16 protein-coding genes and 1 tRNA gene are annotated in these 18,808 nt (G+C 65.6%); 9 read left to right on the forward strand and 8 right to left on the reverse strand.

From position 1 onward, the window contains the following. Positions 1-115: 115 nt before the first annotated feature. Both QW868_RS04780 and QW868_RS04785 read right to left on the reverse strand, forming a co-directional pair. The gene (locus QW868_RS04780) at positions 116-1,624 is read right to left on the reverse strand and encodes a bifunctional class I SAM-dependent methyltransferase/glycosyltransferase family 2 protein (RefSeq protein ID WP_316230035.1); all 1,509 of its coding nucleotides are present in this window, start codon (positions 1,622-1,624) and stop codon (positions 116-118) included. A 365-nt stretch (positions 1,625-1,989) separates the two neighbouring features. Beyond that, positions 1,990-2,487 (reverse strand): YchJ family protein, encoded by a 498-nt coding sequence (locus QW868_RS04785; RefSeq protein ID WP_315770675.1) that lies wholly within the window; start codon positions 2,485-2,487, stop codon positions 1,990-1,992. Between the two features lie 502 nt (positions 2,488-2,989). Between QW868_RS04785 and QW868_RS04790 the strand changes: the two genes are divergently transcribed. Continuing rightward, positions 2,990-4,018, forward strand: a complete 1,029-nt coding sequence (locus QW868_RS04790) for a hypothetical protein (protein WP_315797873.1) — start codon at positions 2,990-2,992, stop codon at positions 4,016-4,018. Between the two features lie 41 nt (positions 4,019-4,059). Here QW868_RS04790 and QW868_RS04795 read toward each other — a convergent pair whose 3' ends face one another. Continuing rightward, on the reverse strand, positions 4,060-4,395 hold the full coding sequence (locus QW868_RS04795) for an MmcQ/YjbR family DNA-binding protein (RefSeq protein WP_315777266.1): 336 nt from the start codon (positions 4,393-4,395) through the stop codon (positions 4,060-4,062). A gap of 190 nt (positions 4,396-4,585) precedes the next feature. Between QW868_RS04795 and QW868_RS04800 the strand changes: the two genes are divergently transcribed. Then, positions 4,586-5,194, forward strand: coding sequence for a hypothetical protein (locus QW868_RS04800; protein ID WP_315777267.1), 609 nt, complete (start codon positions 4,586-4,588; stop codon positions 5,192-5,194). A gap of 110 nt (positions 5,195-5,304) precedes the next feature. Here the strand turns inward: QW868_RS04800 and QW868_RS04805 are convergent, their stop codons facing one another. The 4 genes from QW868_RS04805 to QW868_RS04820 all read right to left on the reverse strand — a co-directional run bounded on the left by QW868_RS04805 (position 5,305) and on the right by QW868_RS04820 (position 8,725). Further along, on the reverse strand, positions 5,305-6,063 hold the full coding sequence (locus QW868_RS04805) for a DUF2786 domain-containing protein (RefSeq protein ID WP_316230036.1): 759 nt from the start codon (positions 6,061-6,063) through the stop codon (positions 5,305-5,307). Positions 6,064-6,112: 49 nt separating this feature from the next. After that, positions 6,113-6,202: transfer RNA gene (locus QW868_RS04810), tRNA-Ser, on the reverse strand. A gap of 245 nt (positions 6,203-6,447) precedes the next feature. Next, positions 6,448-7,107: an outer membrane protein gene (locus tag QW868_RS04815; RefSeq protein WP_316230037.1), complete on the reverse strand. Its 660-nt coding sequence runs from the start codon at positions 7,105-7,107 to the stop codon at positions 6,448-6,450. A gap of 481 nt (positions 7,108-7,588) precedes the next feature. Continuing rightward, complete coding sequence (locus tag QW868_RS04820) at positions 7,589-8,725, reverse strand: ROK family protein (protein ID WP_316230038.1); 1,137 nt, start codon at positions 8,723-8,725, stop codon at positions 7,589-7,591. A 372-nt stretch (positions 8,726-9,097) separates the two neighbouring features. On the opposite strand from QW868_RS04820, the gene rplU reads away from it, so the two are divergent. From rplU to QW868_RS04835, 3 genes are all read left to right on the forward strand, one after another. Then, on the forward strand, positions 9,098-9,481 hold the full coding sequence (gene rplU / locus QW868_RS04825) for a 50S ribosomal protein L21 (protein ID WP_315757168.1): 384 nt from the start codon (positions 9,098-9,100) through the stop codon (positions 9,479-9,481). Between the two features lie 132 nt (positions 9,482-9,613). Then, a complete protein-coding gene (rpmA, locus tag QW868_RS04830) occupies positions 9,614-9,883 on the forward strand; it encodes a 50S ribosomal protein L27 (protein ID WP_008961804.1) in 270 nt (89 codons plus the stop codon). 140 nt (positions 9,884-10,023) lie between these two features. Further along, entirely contained in the window at positions 10,024-10,617 is a 594-nt protein-coding gene (locus tag QW868_RS04835; RefSeq protein WP_316230039.1) for a GNAT family N-acetyltransferase, read from the forward strand. A 37-nt stretch (positions 10,618-10,654) separates the two neighbouring features. On the opposite strand, the gene QW868_RS04840 is transcribed toward QW868_RS04835, so the two are convergent. Continuing rightward, positions 10,655-11,572 carry a DMT family transporter gene (locus tag QW868_RS04840; RefSeq protein ID WP_315740834.1) on the reverse strand — a complete coding sequence of 306 codons (918 nt, stop codon included), beginning with the start codon at positions 11,570-11,572 and terminating at the stop codon, positions 10,655-10,657. A 576-nt stretch (positions 11,573-12,148) separates the two neighbouring features. On the opposite strand from QW868_RS04840, the gene QW868_RS04845 reads away from it, so the two are divergent. The 4 genes from QW868_RS04845 to obgE all read left to right on the forward strand — a co-directional run bounded on the left by QW868_RS04845 (position 12,149) and on the right by obgE (position 18,630). Then, entirely contained in the window at positions 12,149-13,990 is a 1,842-nt protein-coding gene (locus QW868_RS04845; protein ID WP_316230040.1) for an adenylate/guanylate cyclase domain-containing protein, read from the forward strand. Between the two features lie 117 nt (positions 13,991-14,107). Further along, a complete protein-coding gene (locus tag QW868_RS04850; RefSeq protein ID WP_315781602.1) occupies positions 14,108-15,298 on the forward strand; it encodes a phosphatase PAP2 family protein in 1,191 nt (396 codons plus the stop codon). 19 nt (positions 15,299-15,317) lie between these two features. After that, positions 15,318-17,432: a hypothetical protein gene (locus QW868_RS04855; RefSeq protein WP_315797876.1), complete on the forward strand. Its 2,115-nt coding sequence runs from the start codon at positions 15,318-15,320 to the stop codon at positions 17,430-17,432. Between the two features lie 127 nt (positions 17,433-17,559). Next, positions 17,560-18,630 (forward strand): GTPase ObgE, encoded by a 1,071-nt coding sequence (obgE, locus tag QW868_RS04860; RefSeq protein WP_316230041.1) that lies wholly within the window; start codon positions 17,560-17,562, stop codon positions 18,628-18,630. Positions 18,631-18,808: the final 178 nt, after the last annotated feature.

Consider the following 18,808-nt stretch of genomic DNA (forward strand, 5'->3'; position numbering starts at 1 on the left):
TCGGCGAACGAAAGCGTGGAAGGCCGGGTCAAGCCCGGCCTTGACGACGTAGGTCGATTGGCGAACGATCGGCGCAGCCTCCTCTGAGGCTGGACACCGCGAACTCCCGTCATCCTCAGATCGCCTTGATCTTGAAGAACGCGAACACGACCATCTTGAGCAGCATCCAGCCGTGGCGGAAGCGGGAGATCTGGGTCTCGCCATAGCTGCGCGCGGCGTAGCGGATCGGCAGGTCGATCGATTTCAGGTTCAGCTTGGAGGCGCCGAAGATCAGGTCGAAATCGCCGAACGGATCGAAATCGCCGAAATAGGCCTTACCGGCCTTGAGCCTGACATAGTCGCTGCGGCGGAGCACCTTGGTGCCGCAGAGCGTATCGGTGTAGCGCTGGTTCAAGAGCCACGAGAACAGATAGGAGAAGGTCTTGTTGGCGATGAGGTTGAGGAAGCGCATCGCGCCCTCGTCCATCGGATAGACCAGGCGCGAGCCGTTGATGAACTCGCCCTTGCCCGAGCGCAGCGCCTCGAAGAACTTCGGCAACTGCTCCGGCGGCATGGTGAGGTCGGCGTCCAGAATCATCAGCACGTCGCCGCGTGCCGCGTCGAAGGCCGTGAACACCGCGTCGGCCTTGCCCTTGCCGGGCTGCCGCATCAGCTTGATGTCGTGGTCCGGGAACGCCTGGCGCACCCGCTCCATCTCCTCATAGGTGCCGTCCCTGCTGTGGCCCTCGATGAAGATGATCTCGATGTCCGGGCAGAACGCGGCGATGCGCTGCACCGCGGGCTCGATGTTGCCGCGCTCGTTGCGCGCGGGGATCACGACGGTCGCCGAGCGGACGTCGTCGCTCACGCAGCGGAGCGAGCGCGACACCAGATAGTGCCGCAGCGACAAGGCGCGTAGAATCGGGAGCACGCTGAGGAAGCGGTTGGCGAAACGGCCGAGGCCGTAGAGCCGCAGCGGCGACAGCACGCGCTGCTCGGACTTCACCGGATCGAAATCGGCAAGCTCCGCGAGATTGCGCAGGTCGGCCGGCGACAGCACGTTCTGCTCCGGCTGCGGCATCCGCAGGCCCAGTGCCTCCGCAGCCTTCAGCAGCGGATACCAGAGGTGCGAGAAGTAGCCGATGACGAGGCGCGTCTCGCGCGTGCACAAGGGGTGCAACTGCTCGATGAACTGCTGGCAGTCATCGAGCGAACCAATGGTGTCGAGCACCAGAATGACGTCGAACGGGCCGGTGGCGGCGGCGAGCGTGGCCGGATCCTCCGCGTCGCCCAGAATGAAGGTCAGCTCAGGATGCCGGCTGCGGGCGATCTTGATCTGCTTTTCGCTGAAGTCGATGCCGACGCCGTAGGACGGCGCGAGCGATGCCAGGGTGTCGCCGAGGCCGCAGCCGATCTCGAGCACGCTGCTGCCCGGCGGGATCAGGAAGCGCAGATAGCACGCGTCCTCGCTGTGAAAGAACGCCGCCTTGTCGCGCCAGCTGGCGCGCGCATCGGCGAAATCGTTGGCATGGTCGAGGATGGCCGCCTTGCGCGGTGACAGCGCCTTCGTTGCCGGCGACAGGGTTGCGGCAACCTGCGACCGCTCGCGTTCGTCCTGCCGGACCTGCTCGTCCAACTCCGCCACCTGATACCACCCCTGTTAGGAACTACGTCCTTCTAGGCCAGCCCGGTTGGGCGGAGTCAAGGCGGCGGCAGAGAAGTCCTGCGCTCTGTTGGCATCGTGGCGCCCCCGCTCTGACGCGCGACGGAAACGAGCAGACATCGGCCAGCCACATTGAGGCCGCCGCGATCGTTCGCGCCGCATACCTCCGATCTTTGCATCTCATTCGCGCTCGCAACTAAGCGGGCGCGGGAAGACCGGTGACGCTGGACCGTCGTTGCCAGGTTGGCGCCGGCACCAACGGCTTGAGCGCCCGCGCGCCTGCCTTCGCGGGGCACGGAAGCACCTGACGAGCCCGCAGTCGCGCCCCCTCCTATCAACAGCTGCGCTCACCGTCCGCAGCAGAATTTGTATTTCTTGCCGCTACCGCACGGGCATGGATCATTGCGGCCGACCTTCGCGGTGGCGGCCGCCCGCTTCGGCTGCGTGACGACGGCTCGCGCGTCACCCTCGACGAAGCGCCAGGCGCCGTCGTCGTCGCGGCGAAACTGTGAGACCTCGTGGTGCTCGATGGTCTTGCCGGCCTCGCGATAGGTTGCGACGAAGCTGACGACGCCGTCGGCGTCGCCGGGTTGGCCGCGGACCGACGAGACGATGCGCAGGCCGAGCCATGTCGCGCGCGTCGCCCAGGTTCTCGCCGCGGCGGCATCGAACGCGCTGCGACGGTCGGCGGCGAGCGTCGATTCGATGTAGCCGATGTCGCCGCGCGTATAGGCCGTATAGCGCGAGCGCATCAGAGCTTCGGCCGTCGGCGGGCGATCATCACCTTGGAGATAGCGACCGCAACAACGATCGTAGGGAAAGCCTGAGCCGCAGGGACATTGCATGAGACGACGACGGAGCTCCACATTCGAGGTCCTACCATAGCGCGCCGCGAGGCCGAGGCACCCGCGCGTTCGTCCATTGAACAAGAAGGGCGTCACTTGCGGTTGTGACCGCAAAGACGCAGTTCTCGGTTGGCGATCATCCGATATGTGAACGAGGACCTGGCACCGTTTCGAAACCGGCGAATCCGTGTTAACCATTGGTTAAGAACAAGGGTGTTGGGCGCACGGCTGACCGGCCCGGCCCCGCGCGGACCAGAACCTTCCGGGCGCCGCCTCATTACGTGGCGCTTGTGACCGCAAGCCCTCCGCATCATCGGCGGATCAGGGCGCGTGAGACGCCAACGATTTCTTCGCGCGACGCCAGCCCGGCCGCAACAACGAAAGCCCGCTTCGAGGCGGGCCGCTGCTCGATTCCCGATCAAACGTGCACCCGATGCCGGCGCGAGACGCGCTGCGTGCAAACGCAGAGTCGCGCCCATCACCACCGATTGGAGCAGCCCCGATGGCTGATGAGTCCGTAGTCGCATCCATCATTCCCTGGCAGCAGCCGAAGACGGCCAAGCCGCGTCCGAAGCGGGCAAAGGTGGTCAAGCCGCGTCCGCGTCCCCGAGCCGACAAGGCGGAGAAGGCCAAGACGGCGGCGCTCGACGACGAGATGCTGGCCTCCGAGACGCTGATCATGCCGGACTTCCTGGAGTTCGTGAACGAGCCGGCGAAGAGCCGGGCGGCGGCCGAGCCGGCACGGACGGAGGCCGCCGCGAGCGCGGCCGCCGCGGCGATCCCCGCAGCAACCGCGCCGACGACAATGACACCGCGGGAAGCGGTGATCGAGGGCGAGGTCGTTCCGGCCGCCGCGCCGGTCACTCCGGCCAAGGTCGCACGCGGGCGCCTCACCGCTTCGTCGATCCTGCTGCAACTCGCCGCGCTGGCGCTGGCCGCGGTCGGCATGGCCATGAACGGCTGGTTCGCGCATTCGCTCGGCTCGAACAGCACGGCCGGCTGGATGTTTCTCGCGGTCGGCGTGACCGCCGACCTCGTCGCGCTGGTGATGCCGACCTGCGCCGCGCGGCTATGGCAGGGGCGCCATCGCGCCTCGGCCCTGACCGGCTGGACGGTGTGGCTGATGACCTTCGTGTTCGCGGTCACCGCCGGCATCGGCTTCGCCTCGACCAACATCAGCGACGTCACCTTGGCGCGCGCCTCCCGGGTCACGCCCGCGGTGCAGGCCGCACAGACGGCGCTTGCGGATGCAATGACTGCGCGCGACCGCGAGTGCAAGGGCGGCGTCGGCAAGTTCTGTCGGGAGCGCGAGGCCGCCGTCGCCGAGCGCCGGCTGGCGCTGGACGCGGCGATGTCCACGGTGAGCCAGACCGCCGATCCGCAAACGGAGGCCGCGATCAAGCTGGTGGCCTGGGTGTCGCGCGGCGTGGTCAAGCCCTCCGCCGAGGACTTCATCATGCTCCGCCTGATCCTGCTGGCGCTGCTGCCGCAGATCGGCGGCATCCTGCTGATGGTCGGGCGGAGGGTGTGAGAACCCTTTTCGCCGCCTGCGAATTTCGTTGCGGGGGCGGCTCAGCGCCTGTTGCGGCCGCGTGACCCCTGCGCACGATGCGCGGCGCGCCACGCGCTCTCGAGCACGGGGCGCAGGCAAGCGGCGTCGACATCGGCCAGCGACACGGTGGTCCAGCCCTGATCACCCCATTTGTTCGGGACCCGGCGAAACACGCCGGGCAGCAGACCGGCATAGTGCTCCTGCTCGTCGGGGGTGAGCAGGACGTTGGCGGATGCGCCATCAGCGGCCAAGGTCGCAAATGTCCGGTGCAGCTTGAACGCAGTGCGATCGAAGTGAGGCGCCTCGGTCGTTCCGGCGAGCGACAAAGCGAGCGTACGAAATTCGTCACCGGTCATCTCGACGCGCCTCGTGCGATCATATTCGAACCATATGACTAGCACCGGCCATGGCGGTCCGCCATGCGGGGCGCACTGCCACCCTGCACGCGAACGTGATGCCCGGCACCCCGGGGCCTTGATGCATGTCAAAACTATACGACGCCGTTTCTATATGGCTTGCCGCAGGATGGATCAGAGGAGAGCAGCCATGCCGGCACAGAGCACGATGCAGGTCTACCTGAACTGGGCCAGGGAGCGCCTCCACGAGATGGATGCCGCGCTGGCTTCGCTCGAAATCAAGGCGACCGAGGCCGAAGCGGCATCGAAGGCCAAGGCGCAGGAGATCATGGCGGACCTGAAGAAGCGCCGTGGCGATCTCGAGGCCCTGCTCAAGACGCAAGCCGAAGCCGGCGAAGCCGCGATGGCCAGCGCGAAGACCGAGCTGGACGCGCACTGGGCCGGATTCGAGGCGCAGATGAAGGCCTATTTCGACGCCGCCGGCAAGCAGGCCGCGCAGCAGCAGGCGACCTTCAAGGACATCGCCGCTGCGCAGGCAAAGGCGTGGCGGGAGTCGGCCGACAGGTTTCGCGAGGCGGCGGCCAAGGTGACGACGGTCGGCACCACCGATCTCGACGCCGTGCTGAAGCAGCTCAAATCCGACGCGGCGGAGGCCGGCGCCCATCTCGAGAAGCTGAAGCAGACCGGCAGCGAATCCTGGTCGGTGTTCAGCGCCGCCCTGAACGAATCCCGCAAGGCGTTCGACCAGGCCAACCAGGCGGCCTGGAATGCGTTGAAGGGGCCGGGCGCGAAGAGCTGAGGGCATGCGCTACCGACGATTGCTGCAGCCAACGCTGGTGGCCTGCCCCATCAGCGGCCGATCGGGTCGGACATGCCAGCGATAAGGGCAACGACCGTTAGGGACTGAGTTCAGCTCCCTTTCGGTCCATTTCGTTGCGGCGCTCCGCTGACGCCCGGACTGATCGCGAGCGTGGTGCCCGCGGCACCTCCCGCTTCATAGGCCGCCGTCGACACCATCCGGCTCGTGCTGCGCGCCGACCGCAGCTTCAGATCGAGCTTGCCGAATTCGGCATCGACCACCGAGGTCTTGAGCACGACCAGGCCGCGACCGCTGCTCTGGTTGACCTGGTCCCGGGCCGCCTTCATCGCCACCAGGCGGTCGGCGATCGACACCACCATGCCGAGCGCGAAGGAGGCGTTGGCGAGATGCCGGTCCTGGTGCCGGAACCGGCGGTACTCGGCCGAGGCCTTGTAGCGGCCGAGCTCCGCGCGCACTGCGTTGTCGATCAATTCCGCCAGATAATGCGCAACCTCGACATCCGCGGGGAGACCGAAGAACACATAGCTCGCCTCGCCGGCCGGGTTCTTCTCGCGCCAAACCCGGCAATCGCAGAAATGCGCGATCGCGCCGATGCAGTCGTCGAGCGGAATGCGCTTCTTGCGATGGGTCTCGTAGACCTTGCGCTCGCACGCCGACGCCCGCAGCTCGAGGTCCGACAGCGACAGGTCGTGGCGATCGAGCAGCTCGGCGACTTTGGCGGCCGCGGACAGCGCCTCGTCCTCGGTGCAGCCATTGGCGATTGTCTTCGCGCGCAAAGCCTGAATGCGGGATTTCAGCTTGTCGAGCGCAACAGGATCGGAGGCGGCAGGATCGAACGTCTGGCTCACCGCTCAAGGCCCATGACAAGCCCCGCCGGGAGGTGGCCGAGGGAGGAACTGGCGGAGAGGGAGGGATTCGAACCCCCGATAGGCTTGCACCTATGCCGCATTTCGAGTGCGGTGCATTCAACCACTCTGCCACCTCTCCAGGCGCAAATCAGGGGCGAGCCCCCGGGTCGGGCGTCGTTCTAGGGCACGATGCAGGGGGTGACAAGGCAGCCGGCCGAATTTTTCCCCGGACCGTCGCGCGGCGCGCGCAGGCCGGTTGCGGTCCGCTCGGGGAAGCGAACCGCTCGCGCGGGTCGGTCGGCTATACCGCCCGACCCGCGCGTCCCGAAGGCCCGAGACTGACGCGTGGGCCCTTCGAACGCCGTCGACACTGGTGCGCTCCGGTCAGCGGAACAGGTCGAAATGGTAGTTCACGCCGGCCCGCACCGTGTGGATCTTGGCTGCCCGCCAGTCCGGCAGACCGTCGTGCTTGAGGTCGGTGTAGAGATATTCGAGCTTGGCCGACCATTTCGGCAGGAACGCCCATTCGGCACCGCCGCCCGCGGTCCATCCCATCTTCACCTTGTGGATCGGACCGTCCTTCAGCTCGCCGGCCGCGAGGCCCGCAGTGCCGTACAGAAACAGCCGCTGGTCGAGCAGCGTGACGCCGGCGCGGGCGCGGCCGGAGGTCAGCCAGGGCGCACTGATGGCGGGATTGACCAGGTCGCCCTTGCGCGACAGGCCGGTGAAGCCGAGGTCGTTCTCGATGCCGACCACGACGAGCGGCGAGAGCTGGTAGTTGTAGCCGGCCTGCAGACCGCCAATGACCCCGGACAGCTTGCCGCCATTGCCGCTCGCAGCATTGGCGAACCCATCATTGCCGGTGAAGGCACCGCCGACATTGGCGCCGGCATAGAAGCCGGTCCAGGAGAACGGCGCCGGCGCAGCCGCATAGGCCGGCGCCTTGTACGCGGTCGCCGGCAGGTCCGCCGCCTGCGCCCCGCCGCAGGCCAGCGCGGTCACCGCCAGGGCGGCCAGCCAAGATCTCGCGCCTCTGATCGTCATCTGCTCATACTCCGTTGGGCGCGAGCGCGCCGTCAAAACCCCACCCCATTTGGGATGCCTTCTTATAAACCGACTAGACGGTTTGTAAATATGAACTGGCATCGTGCCGAGGATTTTTGGTCGTTGCAGGCCGCTATGGCTGGCGGAGGTCGGAAAGGACAAAGGACTGAAGCAAGGGTGGGACCGCCGTACGCTGACACATACCGGCGGTCCCGTGTCGCTACATCTTGGGGAAACCGACGGAAGAGACGGGGGTCAATCCGGCCGGCCTGAGCGACGCCGGCGACCCTGGGCCATCTGCGCGTGCATCGCAATGTGAACCGTTCCTTAACCTAACCAGTCAAGGTTACCGGGTTTCAAGCCATCTGATTGGTTGCACGGCGGTTTTCCGCACGTCTTGGACCGGGGAGGCGCCCCGCTGCAACGCAGCATCGCTCCCTCCGGGCCGCCGAGAGACACAGTGGTGCGGCCGCGCCGACGCTCAATCCTTCTTCTTGGCCGCCTTCTTGTCGTCGCCCTTCTCGTCCTTCGACTTGTCATCCTTGTCCTTGCGACCGTTCTCCTTGCGACGGTTGGTGAAGCGGGCATTACCCAGCCCGGTGCCGATGGTCAGCACGCCCCAGCGCTCGAACTCCTGCATGAACGGCACCTCGGACAGGCCCTGGACGACGCCGTCATTGTGCATCAGCACCGCGGTGTCGTGATCGCCGATCATCGGGATCGCCTCGACCAGGCTGGCCGGAAGGTTGAACTTGCTGCTCTCCCAATTGCCCGGCAGGTTCTGCGCACCCTTCTCGATCGAGCCGTCCTCGCTGATCACGCCGGGACAGGCAATGCCGATGAACGGCGCGAGCCTGAGCCCCTCGGTATCGGCCTCCTCGATTAGGCCCTTCAGCATCTTGGCGAGCCGCTTGACGGCGCCTTCCCGCGTCGGCTCGTCATCGGCATGGCGCCACAGATCGGACTTCCAGACCGACGCCTTGGACAGGTCCGGCGCCTTCTTCCGGGCGGTCTCGACGACGCCGCAGCGGATGTTGGTGCCGCCGATGTCGACCGCGAGGATGCTGTCATGGGCCTCGAAGATCCACGACGGCGCCAGATGCAGCGCGCCGATCAGCCCGGCATCGTCGGGATGGTAGCGGATCGGCTCCAACTCGACGCCGAAGCCCTCGTCCTTGAGGATGATCTCGGTGCGCGCGATGGCGAGCTCGCCGAGCCGGGAATCCCGAAAGCCGCCGCCGACCACGATGCATTCGGTCTTGGCCCAGGCCTTGGTGCGCAGGAAGCGCCGGGTGACATAAGCAAGCTCCTGGGCGAACTCCTCGATCGCGGAGTGCACCACGGCAGAGGCCTCGGTGTCGTCGCCGACCAGGATCGCATCCAGTGCCTTCTTGCTGATGGTGTCGCTGTCCTCGTCACCGAACGGGTCCTTGTCGGATTTGCGCAACGGCTTGCGCCAGCGCTCGAGGATCTTGCGGAACGCGCCCTTGGAGGCGCGATCGCCGAGGAAGCCATCTTCGTCCTTGAGTTCGATGTTGAAGCTGTCGATCTCGACCGACGGCAGCCGCGCCGCGCCGTGGCGGGCGATGCCCGTGGTGGTCATGACGTCGTCGGCCATCGGATCCCTGCCGTGCTGTGCGTTGGCCCGGACAACGGCGCAGGCGACAGTTTGGTTGCGGCGGGAGAAGCGAATGGCGAATAGGGAGAAGCGAATAGGGGTCGAGGTTGGTCGCCACCTGCCTTCCCTACTCGCTACTCCCTATTCGCCCCTTTCCCTTGACTCGTCAGCCGACCCGGCTATAAGCACCCGATCGACCGGCGCGGGTGTTCTCGCGCCGTTTGTCGTTGCGCGTATCCGGCGGGTGTTGAGCCCAAGGGCGCGACGCCGGTCCCGATCGGGCCGGACTTCATGAACCATAACGACTGAACAAGAAGCCGACCCGGGGCCATGGTGCTTCGAGGCCGGGATCGAACACGAAGGATGAGAACGATGTTCGCAGTCATCAAGACCGGCGGCAAGCAATACCGCGTCGCCCCGGATGATGTGCTCGAGATTGGCAAGATCGACGGTGAGCCCGGTACGATCGTGCAGCTGAACGAAGTGCTGGTGGTCGGTGGCGACACCCCGGTGCTGGGCGTGCCCGCCGTGGCCGGTGCGTCCGTGGCCGTCGAGGTGCTCGACCACAAGCGCGGCCCCAAGGTCATCGCGTTCAAGAAGCGCCGCCGCAAGAATTCGCGCCGCAAGCGCGGCTACCGGGACGAGCTGACGCTGATCCGCGTCAGCGAAATCCTGACCGGCAACGCCAAGCCGACCAAGGGCCCGCGGCCGAAGAAGGCCAAGGCGGAAGCCCCGGCGGCCGACGCCGCCGAGTAAGCGTGCCGGCGCGATTGCCGCGCCGCATTGGCTTGAACCCTCATCGCGCGGATTTTTCGTCCGCGCCCAGCAAATGTGAATGATCCCTTGGCGGAATCGCGCTAAAGGTGATCGCGAGATCGGAGACGAGCGATGGCTCATAAAAAGGCAGGCGGTTCATCCCGCAACGGACGCGACTCCAAGGGCAAGCGCCTCGGCATCAAGGCGTTCGGCGGCGAGCGCGTGATTCCCGGCAACATCATTGCGCGTCAGCGCGGCACGACCTGGCACCCCGGCCTCAACGTCGGCATGGGCACGGACCACACCCTGTTCGCCAAGATCGAGGGCGTCGTCGAGTTCCATGACCGGGCCAACCGCACGTTCATTTCGGTGCGGCCGGTAGCCGCCCAGGCTGCCGAATAGAATAACGGTGGAACAACATGCGTCCGCCGGGTCCTGATGAACCGGCGGAGCGCCAGATGGCTCCAGGGGAGGCGGGACAACCGGCCTCCCCTTTTCTTTTTCGCTGATCAGTTGATCCCGAAGCGTCGATGGAGCCCGACATGCTGCAGGACATCACGACTCCCACCTTGCGCGAGGCGAGACCTTGCGTCCTCGAGACCCCCCGGCTGACGCTGCGTGCGCCGGTGCTCGCGGACGTGACTGCCATCGCCCGGCTCGCCGACGACCGTGTTATCGCCGAGAACACCCGCCGCCTGCCGCACCCGTATTCAGAGGTCGATGCCGCCCGTTTCGTGCGCGCGCTGGCGGAGCAGGCAGGCGAGACCGCCTTCCTGATCGAACACCTGGACACGCCGATCGGCATGGTTGGCATTAACCGTCCTGCGCAAGGGCGGGCCGAGCTCGGCTACTGGCTCGGCGTCGATCATTGGGGCCGCGGCTTCGGCACCGAGGCGGCGCGCGCCACGATCGACTATTTCTTCGAGGAGGGCGATGAGGACGTGCTGATCGGGCACGCCCGCGTCAGCAACCCAGCCTCGCGCAACATCCTGGAAAAGTGCGGCTTCCAATGGACCGGCGTCGAGCTGCACCGCTTCGAGGTGATCGGCTCCTCCGCCCCGGTCGACGCCTTCCGCCTCACCCGCGGTGTCTGGGGGTCGCTGAAGGCCTGGGCCAACGCGGGACGGCGGAACTAGGCCGGGCCACCCTCCCCTGGAGGGGGAGGGTGGCACCTCAGGCCGGCGGATTCACCGCACCCTGTCCCTGCCCCAGGCTTCGTTCCCGCAAGTAGATGTACAGCCCCGCGCCGATGATGATGGTGGCGCCGACGATCGTCGCGGGATGCGGCACGTCGCCGAACACGACGAAGCCGAACAGCACGGCCCAGACGATCATCGTGTACTGATAGGGCACGACCACTGAGGCCGGCGCGAGCTTCAGCGAGCGGTTGACGCAGAACAGCGCGGTCACCGAGATGATGCCGGCGGCCGCGAACATCACCAGGCTGCCGGGCGTCGGCGTCACCCAGCCGAACGAGGACATCGCCGCGCCGAGCAGGAAGGTCCCGACGAATTGCGACGACGCCATCACGATGTCCGGCGTTGCGCGCAGGCTGCGCGTGATCAGCATCAGCACCGCGAACGACAGACTGCCGCCGAGCGCGATCAGCGCCGGCAGGCTGAAGGTCTGCGCCGAGGGCCTGAGCGCGATCAGCACGCCGCAGAAGCCGATCAGGATCGCGGTCCAGCGTCGCCAGCCGACATGCTCGCGCAGCACCAGCGCAGACAGCGCGGTGACGAAGATGGGACCTGCGAGATAGTAGGTGATGACGTCGGCAAGCGGCAGATAGACGGTGGCGAGAAAGAACGCCGCGACCTCGAGCGTCGACAGGATCACGCGCACCAGCTGTAGCCAGGGACGCTCGAGCTGCAGAAAGGCGGCTCGGTTGCGCCAGATGAACGGCGCGAGCAGCAGCAGCGCCGCGCAGGCACGCAGCCACAGCAGCTGGCCGACGGCGTAGGTCGACACCAGGAACTTGCCCAGGGCATCGCCGAACGAGAACATCGCGATTGACAGCAGCATCAGGCCGATGCCGGCCAGCCGCGCCGATCGTACATCGTTTTGGACGGAGATCCGGGAGAGGAGGGTCATTGCGCAATGGGCTGGTTGTTCTGGCTGAAGCCCGGGTGCGATATGGTCGCGGTATCCCGGCCTTCACTTCTTCATCGGCTCGTTTAGGAGTCGTGAGCGCGCGCGACAAGCCCTTGGCGGGAAGATGCGCAAACACAGGCGCCGATCACAAGATCACGATTAAGCGAGCCGGGGTTCCGGCGCACCACACTCGCCCGGGCCTCATACTGCAGCTTCTTTTCGATCCGGTTCTTCAACCTGCGATTTTGCTGAACCATTCGGGCGCTCGGCAAAACCCATCATATGCAGTTGCATTTGGGACGAGGCGCTCCGAATCTGACGCGCGATGGCGGCTCTAGAAGCGGTTCGAGTATCTGGTCATGCCAACGCAGCATATCCCCATACCCACATTCGTCGGCAGCAGGGCAGCGCCGGCACCGCATCGCTTGCACCCGCGCGACATCTCGGCTGGCCGCCGCGTCATGAAACAGGGCGTGCGCCCGTTTCGAGTCCGATATGAGCAGTGATGCAGAGGGCAAGAACGAGCTGGATCTCCGGGCGGAACCGCCCGCGATGGGGAATGCTGCGGCAAGTCTGGTGCTGCAGCAGACCGTGGTGCTGTTGGTCGATGTGGTCGAATCCGTGCGCCTGATGAGCGCGCATGAGGCTGCTACCGTTCAGCGCTGGACCGAACTCATCCGCCTGATCGCGTCGGAAATATTGCCCCGGCATCAGGGCACTCTTGTGAAAAGCCTTGGCGACGGCTTGCTTGCTCGTTTCGAGACCGTCAGGGATGCCGTGAATGCCGTTGCCGAGATGCATCGAGCGGCGGCTGCGCAGAACGCCGGGCTCCCGGAGGATCGACATCTTCACTTGCGTGCGGGCATCAACGCCGCAATGGCTTGGAGCGATGGCGTCGACATCTACGGGACCGGCGTCAACCTTGCGGCACGGCTGGCAACTCTGGCCGGACCCGGCGAGACGATCGCAAGCGCATCGGCGCAGGAGGAGCTGGCTGCCGCTCTGGCTAGCCTCGCCAGCCCAGGCGAGACGATCGGGAGCGCCGCCGCGCGTGACGAATTGACGCACGGCGTCGACGCGGTCTGCGAAGATCTCGGCAACTGCGTTTTGAAGCACTTTGACAGGCCGGTTCGAGCATACCGCGTCGGTCCGCCGGGGCCGCAGCCGACCATCGCCGGGAGGCGCGACTACGGAGCGGCGATGCAGCCGAGCATTGCCGTGATTCCATTCGCAGCCCGAACCGAGGCGCCTGGGCTCGTGGACGTCGGCAACCTGATCGCCGACGGCGTGATCTGGCGCCTGTCGAAGTCTGCGAATCTCAAGGTGATCTCGCGGCTTTCGACCGCCGTGTTCCGCGGTCGGACCAGCGACCTTGGCCAGGTCTCGGCGCATCTGGGTGCGGCCTACGTCCTCAGTGGAGCCTATGTGGCCAACGGCAGCCAGATCATGGTGACTGCTGAGCTCTCCGCCGCCCGCGACGATCAGGTGATCTGGACGGATCGGCTCAGCGGATCCGTCGAGGATTTGCTTCGGCCCGAAAGCGAGATGGCCGATCGCATCGCACGAGCCGTACACTTCGCCGTGTTCGACGCCGAGGTCGACCATATCCTGACCCAGCCGCTGCCGACGCTCGAGAGCTACTCGCTCCTGCTCGGCGCAATCAAGCTCATGCACAGGTCCACCAGGGAAGAGTTTCTCCAGACACGCAATATCCTCGAGGAGCTGATCAACCGGCACGGCCGTATTGCGGCCCCGCGCGCCTGGCTCGGCCACTGGTACATCCTGCGACTGACACGAGGCTGGTCCGAGGACCGCACCCGCGACGCAGCCGAGGCCCTGGCGACGACCCATGCCGCGCTTGATCGCGACCCGTCCGACGCGCTCGCGCTCGCAGCCGAGGGGTTCGTCTACTGTCATCTGTTCAAGGACCTCGACATGGCGCGCAGGCGTTGCGAGGCGGCCGTCCTCGCAAACCCCAGCCACGCGCTCGGCTGGCTGTTCCTTGGGACGGTCGACGCATTCAAGGGTGACGGTGCCGCTGCAGTGCACGAGACCCAGCGCGCCATGGAGCTCTCGCCGCTTGATCCGATGCGCTATTACTTCGAGTCGCTCAGCGCGACGGCTGCACTTTCCGCTCATGACTATGCCACCGCTGAAAGACTTGCGCGCTCATCGCTGGCACTCAACCGCATGCACCCCTCGACGTGGCGAGCCTTGACCATTGCGCTCGTGCTGCAGGGCCGAATGGAGGAGGCCCGATCGACACTAGCGAAGGTGCGGGAGGTCGACCCGACGCTGACGGTCGAAACCTATCTTGCCCGCATGCCGAACGCTCAGCTCGAAACCGGTCGGGAATGGGCGCGCTGTCTGGCGTTAGCCGGCCTGCCATCCGGTAACGGCAACTCCAAGCGGCATTGAGGACGAAAAGGATCCGGGCGTGTGAACTGGTCGACAGCTGAGTGAGTATCGCCCGGCGAACTGCAACTGAAAGGACGACCCTACCATTGTGAGCTGACTCAATCATAGGAGGCGGACATGGGCCAACTGGGCGGCGCAGGTGGTGCCGGCGGAGCGGGCGGAGCAGGCGGCGCGGGTGGTGCTGGAGGCGCCGGCGGAGCAGGCGGCGCGGGTGGCGTCGGCGGCGCTGGCGGTGCCGTACTCGGCACGCTTGGCGATGTCTATGCCAATCCGGTGATGGTCGATGCATTGATCCATGTGCGCGAGGGCAGCATCGTCACCGAAAAACCGCTCGTGCTTTATGAGCCGGCGCTCCCGGTCATCGATGACCCCGCCCAAATGGAGCGCTGGGAGGCGTGGGTTCGCGCCTATGTTGCTATCGGAGAGATGCTGCAAGGCATCACCTTCCAGGGCATCACGGCAAACTCTCAACCGTCAAGCTCTGACGCCTTCCAGATATGGTCGTCCGTATCCGGACAGAGATCGCTGATCGCCGAAATTCAGCGGCCGGCACAAACCACTTTCGAACAGCAGATCCCCCTGGTCCTCAGTTGGGCCGAACTGCGCAACGAGCGCGCCACGGAAATCCTGGCGCAGATCGATCCGCAGTTCGCTTTCTGGGCATCGATCGTCTACCTCCATGCCGAGCGGACGCGGCGCACATTCGAACTCATCAACATGGTGCTGCAATTTTGCGTCTACGTGGAGATGCGCGTCAAGCACGCGCTGGGCTGCTACCGTCCGGTCGAATACAACGCCGAGGTCCAGCCGATGATCACGACCCCGGGGCATGGAAGCTTCCCGATGGGGCACGCGACGCAGACCTATGCGGTCACCTACGTGTTGAAGCAGTTGCTGAAGCTTGATCCGACGCGGCACAAATGGGTCATCGATCAGCTCGATCGCGTGTGTGCCCGGATCACGACCAACCGCGTCATCGCCGGCGTCCACTTTCCGGCTGACAGCATGGCGGGACGCATGCTGGGCGTCGCCCTGGGCGAGTACTTTGTCGGGCGTTGCAATGGGAACGAGACGAGCCAGCCCTTCATGAAGCGGACCTTCCTTGCGGCAGGAATCGACCAATACCCGACGACGGATTTCAATCCGTTCAACACCACGATCGTCCCGGCCCAGGATCTCGACCAGGGTCCGTTCTACTTCTCGCAATCTGCCGGCGTGAACGTCACCCAGTCCCCTCTGATGCATCACGTCTGGTGTGAGGCTCAAGCGGAGTGGAAGGGCAGATTTGGCGTTCCGAGCTACCCATAATTCATGCGGAGAGCGAGCCATGGCCGAGCCCGGGGCGCCCAAGAACTATCCGAGATGCTTCGATCCCTATCTCCGATACGCGATCTCGACGGAATTCAAGAACTTCGAGGAAAACCTCCAGGAAAAATGGGATCGTTTCGACGATGACAAATACAGGCTCCTGCTCCTGATCGAGCTGAAAGAGGCTGGAACGGCCGCAGATTTCGCGAAAGTGGCGGGCCAGCTGGAACCAACCCAGCCCGAGTTCGCCACGACAAAGTACGGCATCGAACTCGCGCCTTATGCGGCAGACTCGCGGTACCTGACGATGCGCTGCCGCGCGAGTGCGGTGCTGGATAGCGCATTGCACGAGTCCGTCTGGGGCAATTATGTCAACCGGGTCGCGTTATCCTTGCCGGTCAAACCGTCATCTCCCAAGTCATTCCAAAAGAGTGCGCCCATCCGCCACCGCTTCAAGGAAGGTAAGGAGGCGCCAGGACCGCTTCTGATCGGCATGCTGGACGATGGCTGCCCGTTTTCTGCGGCGCGCTTCCTAAGAACCAGCGGCCCACTGAGCACGCGGGTCCGAGCCATCTGGGATCAGAACCAGAATAAGCAGCCGGTCGCGATCGGAACGCGCAAGTTCGGAATGGAGCTCACCGACTTTGCCTACGGTCTCGAGTACCGACGCGATTTCGCCGCCGGCATAGAGCCGCAGCAGATCGGACTCGACGATTGGATCTCGCTGCACGCGACAGCTACCGATGGCGTCGACGAGGATGGCTGTTACGCAGCCGCCGGGTTCACGACCCTCGCACGCCGGGACTCGCATGGGGGCCATGTCATGGACGTCCTGGCGGGGCCTGTTCCGATTTCCTCTCGTATCGGCCCGTCGAAACCAGGCAAGGACCGCCGCGATCCGCCGAGTTGGACACCTGGTCGCCCCTCGACTGATCCTGCGTGCGACGCTGACGTCGTGTTCGTGCAATTCTCCGATGAATGTATCCGGGATGCGACTGGCGTGTGGCTGAAGACCTATGTCGTCCAGGGCATCCAGTACATTCTGTCGTTTGCAGACCCGGTCAAGACCAGGAACGTGATCATCAGCCTCAGCTACGGTCCGACCACCGGACCGCATGACGGCACGGCAGAACTCGAGAGCGCCTTGTCGGCTCTGGTTGCTGAATACAACGGCAAGAACAACAAGCCGAAGCTCGACATCGTGCTCTCCGCCGGCAACGCCTATCTCAGCGACGGTCACGTCGTCTTCACCAGCGACAGCGAGCAGCCCGAGCACGTCGAATGGATCTGGCGTTTGCCGCCGGACAATACCGTGCTGGTCTTTGCAGAGATCTGGATGGAGGACGATGAGGCCCAGGGAGTCACCGTCACCTTGACGTCGCCGAGCGGCAAAGTTCAGCTGACATCAGGCTGTGCTGTCATCGGAACAACGCTTCCGAAGCCGGGCGGCACCACCCCTCAGCTGATCGGCCCGATCGTCTGGGGCAAAGACAGGATGTGGCTGCTCGAAGTCGGCCCGACCGTGGTGAGGCCAGAAGATCAGGCCAGCAACGAGCACGGCGACTGGACCATCAAGGTCGACGGCATTCCCGAAAACGCCGAAATGCACGCCTATGTGGCGCGCACCGATCCGAACATGGGCGCGCGCACGGGGGCCAAGCGCTCGCATTTTGTCGATTCCAACTGGGAGCAAACCCGGTCGGCTGGGGCCAGTTGCACGCGCATCGACGGGGAGTTCGATCGGACCGGATCGCTGTTGGATCGGTTTGGGACGCTGAACGGGATCGCAACCGGCAAGAAGCACCGGGTCCATGTTGCAGGCGGGTACGTGGTGGCGGATGGCCGCAAGACGCCTTATTCATCGGCGGGCCGGCCCCGCGGCGGCCACCGCATCGGTCCGGATTACGTGCTGCCCTGTGACGAAGACAACGCCCTCACCGGAATCCGTGCCGGGGGTAACCGGAGCGGCGCCGTCCTGCGCCTGATCGGGACGAGCACTGCGGCTCCGCAACTCGCGCGCCAATTTGCGAGATTGCGCGGCGGCTTGGCTTTGCCTCAGCCCACCGCCGTCCCGTCCCCGAACGACATCGCGGAGATCGCAAAGAGGGGCGGCGGCGATCTCGAGCCGCCGTAGCGGCAGGTCGTCGCGGTGCTGCGCGAGCGGCCTTCGGCCCTGACCGGGGCGGGAATCTTGAGCTTTTCCGCGCGATCCGCGGCGGTTTGAGTTGCCCCGGAGGCCCGCCTCGCCTACCTAGAGCCCTATGAAATTTCTCGATGAAGCCAAGGTCTATGTGCGCTCCGGCGACGGCGGCAACGGTTGCGTTGCGTTCCGGCGCGAGAAGTTCATCGAGTTCGGCGGCCCGAACGGCGGCAATGGCGGCCGCGGCGGCGACGTCGTCATCGAGGCCGTCGACGGCCTCAACACCCTGATCGACTACCGCTACCAGCAGCATTTCAAGGCCCAGAGGGGCGGAAACGGGTCCGGCAAGGACTGTCATGGCGCCGGCGGCAAGTCGGTGGTGCTCAAGGTTCCAGTCGGCACCCAGATCTTCGACGAGGACCGGGAGACGCTGATCCACGACTTTACCGCGGTCGGCGAGCGCTTCGTGCTGGCCCAGGGCGGCAATGGCGGCTTTGGCAACGCGCATTTCAAGTCGCCGACCAACCGGGCGCCGCGCAACGCCAATCCCGGCCAGCCCGGCGAGGAGCGCTGGATCTGGCTGCGCATGAAGCTGATCGCCGATGCCGGCCTGGTCGGCCTGCCCAATGCCGGCAAGTCGACCTTCCTGTCCAAGGTCTCGGCCGCCAAGCCGAAGATCGCCGACTATCCGTTCACCACGCTCCATCCACAGCTCGGCGTCGTGAACGCCGACGGCCGCGAGTTCGTGCTGGCCGACATTCCCGGCCTGATCGAGGGCGCGCATGAGGGCGCCGGCCTCGGCGACCGTTTCCTCGGCCATGTCGAGCGCTGCCGTGTGCTGCTGCACTTGGTCGACGCCACCTGCGAGCATGCCGGCAAGGCCTACAAGACGGTGCGGCACGAGCTGGAAGCCTATGGCGGCGAGCTGACCGACAAGGTGGAGATCGTCGCGCTGAACAAGATCGATGCGGTCGACCCGGACGAGCTGAAGAAGCAGAGGGACCGGCTGAAGCGCGCCGCCAAGAAGACGCCGCTGTTGATCTCCGGCGCCACCGGCGAGGGCGTCAAGGAAGCGCTGCGCAAGCTCGCCGACGTGGTCGGCGAACAGCCGGTGTCCCTCAAGGCCAAGAGCACGACCGAGAGCGCGGCGACCGAGGAGCCATGGGCCGCGCCGCTGCCACCGCAGGGCTGACGCTCACGCCGAACCTTGCGTCACAGGCTGCGGCCGGCGCATATGTCGCAGCAACGTTTCGCTATCTCGTCTCTCCCTTTGAAGGCGGCCGGCGGGCATTCAATCGAGGATTTTGGAAGCTCTCACCCGCGCATTCCGGTGCGCTCCCTCCCCCCTTGTGGGGGAGGGTTGGGGAGGG

The sequence above is a fragment of the Bradyrhizobium sp. SZCCHNR1051 genome (genome assembly GCF_032489615.1).
Lineage (GTDB): Bacteria > Pseudomonadota > Alphaproteobacteria > Rhizobiales > Xanthobacteraceae > Bradyrhizobium.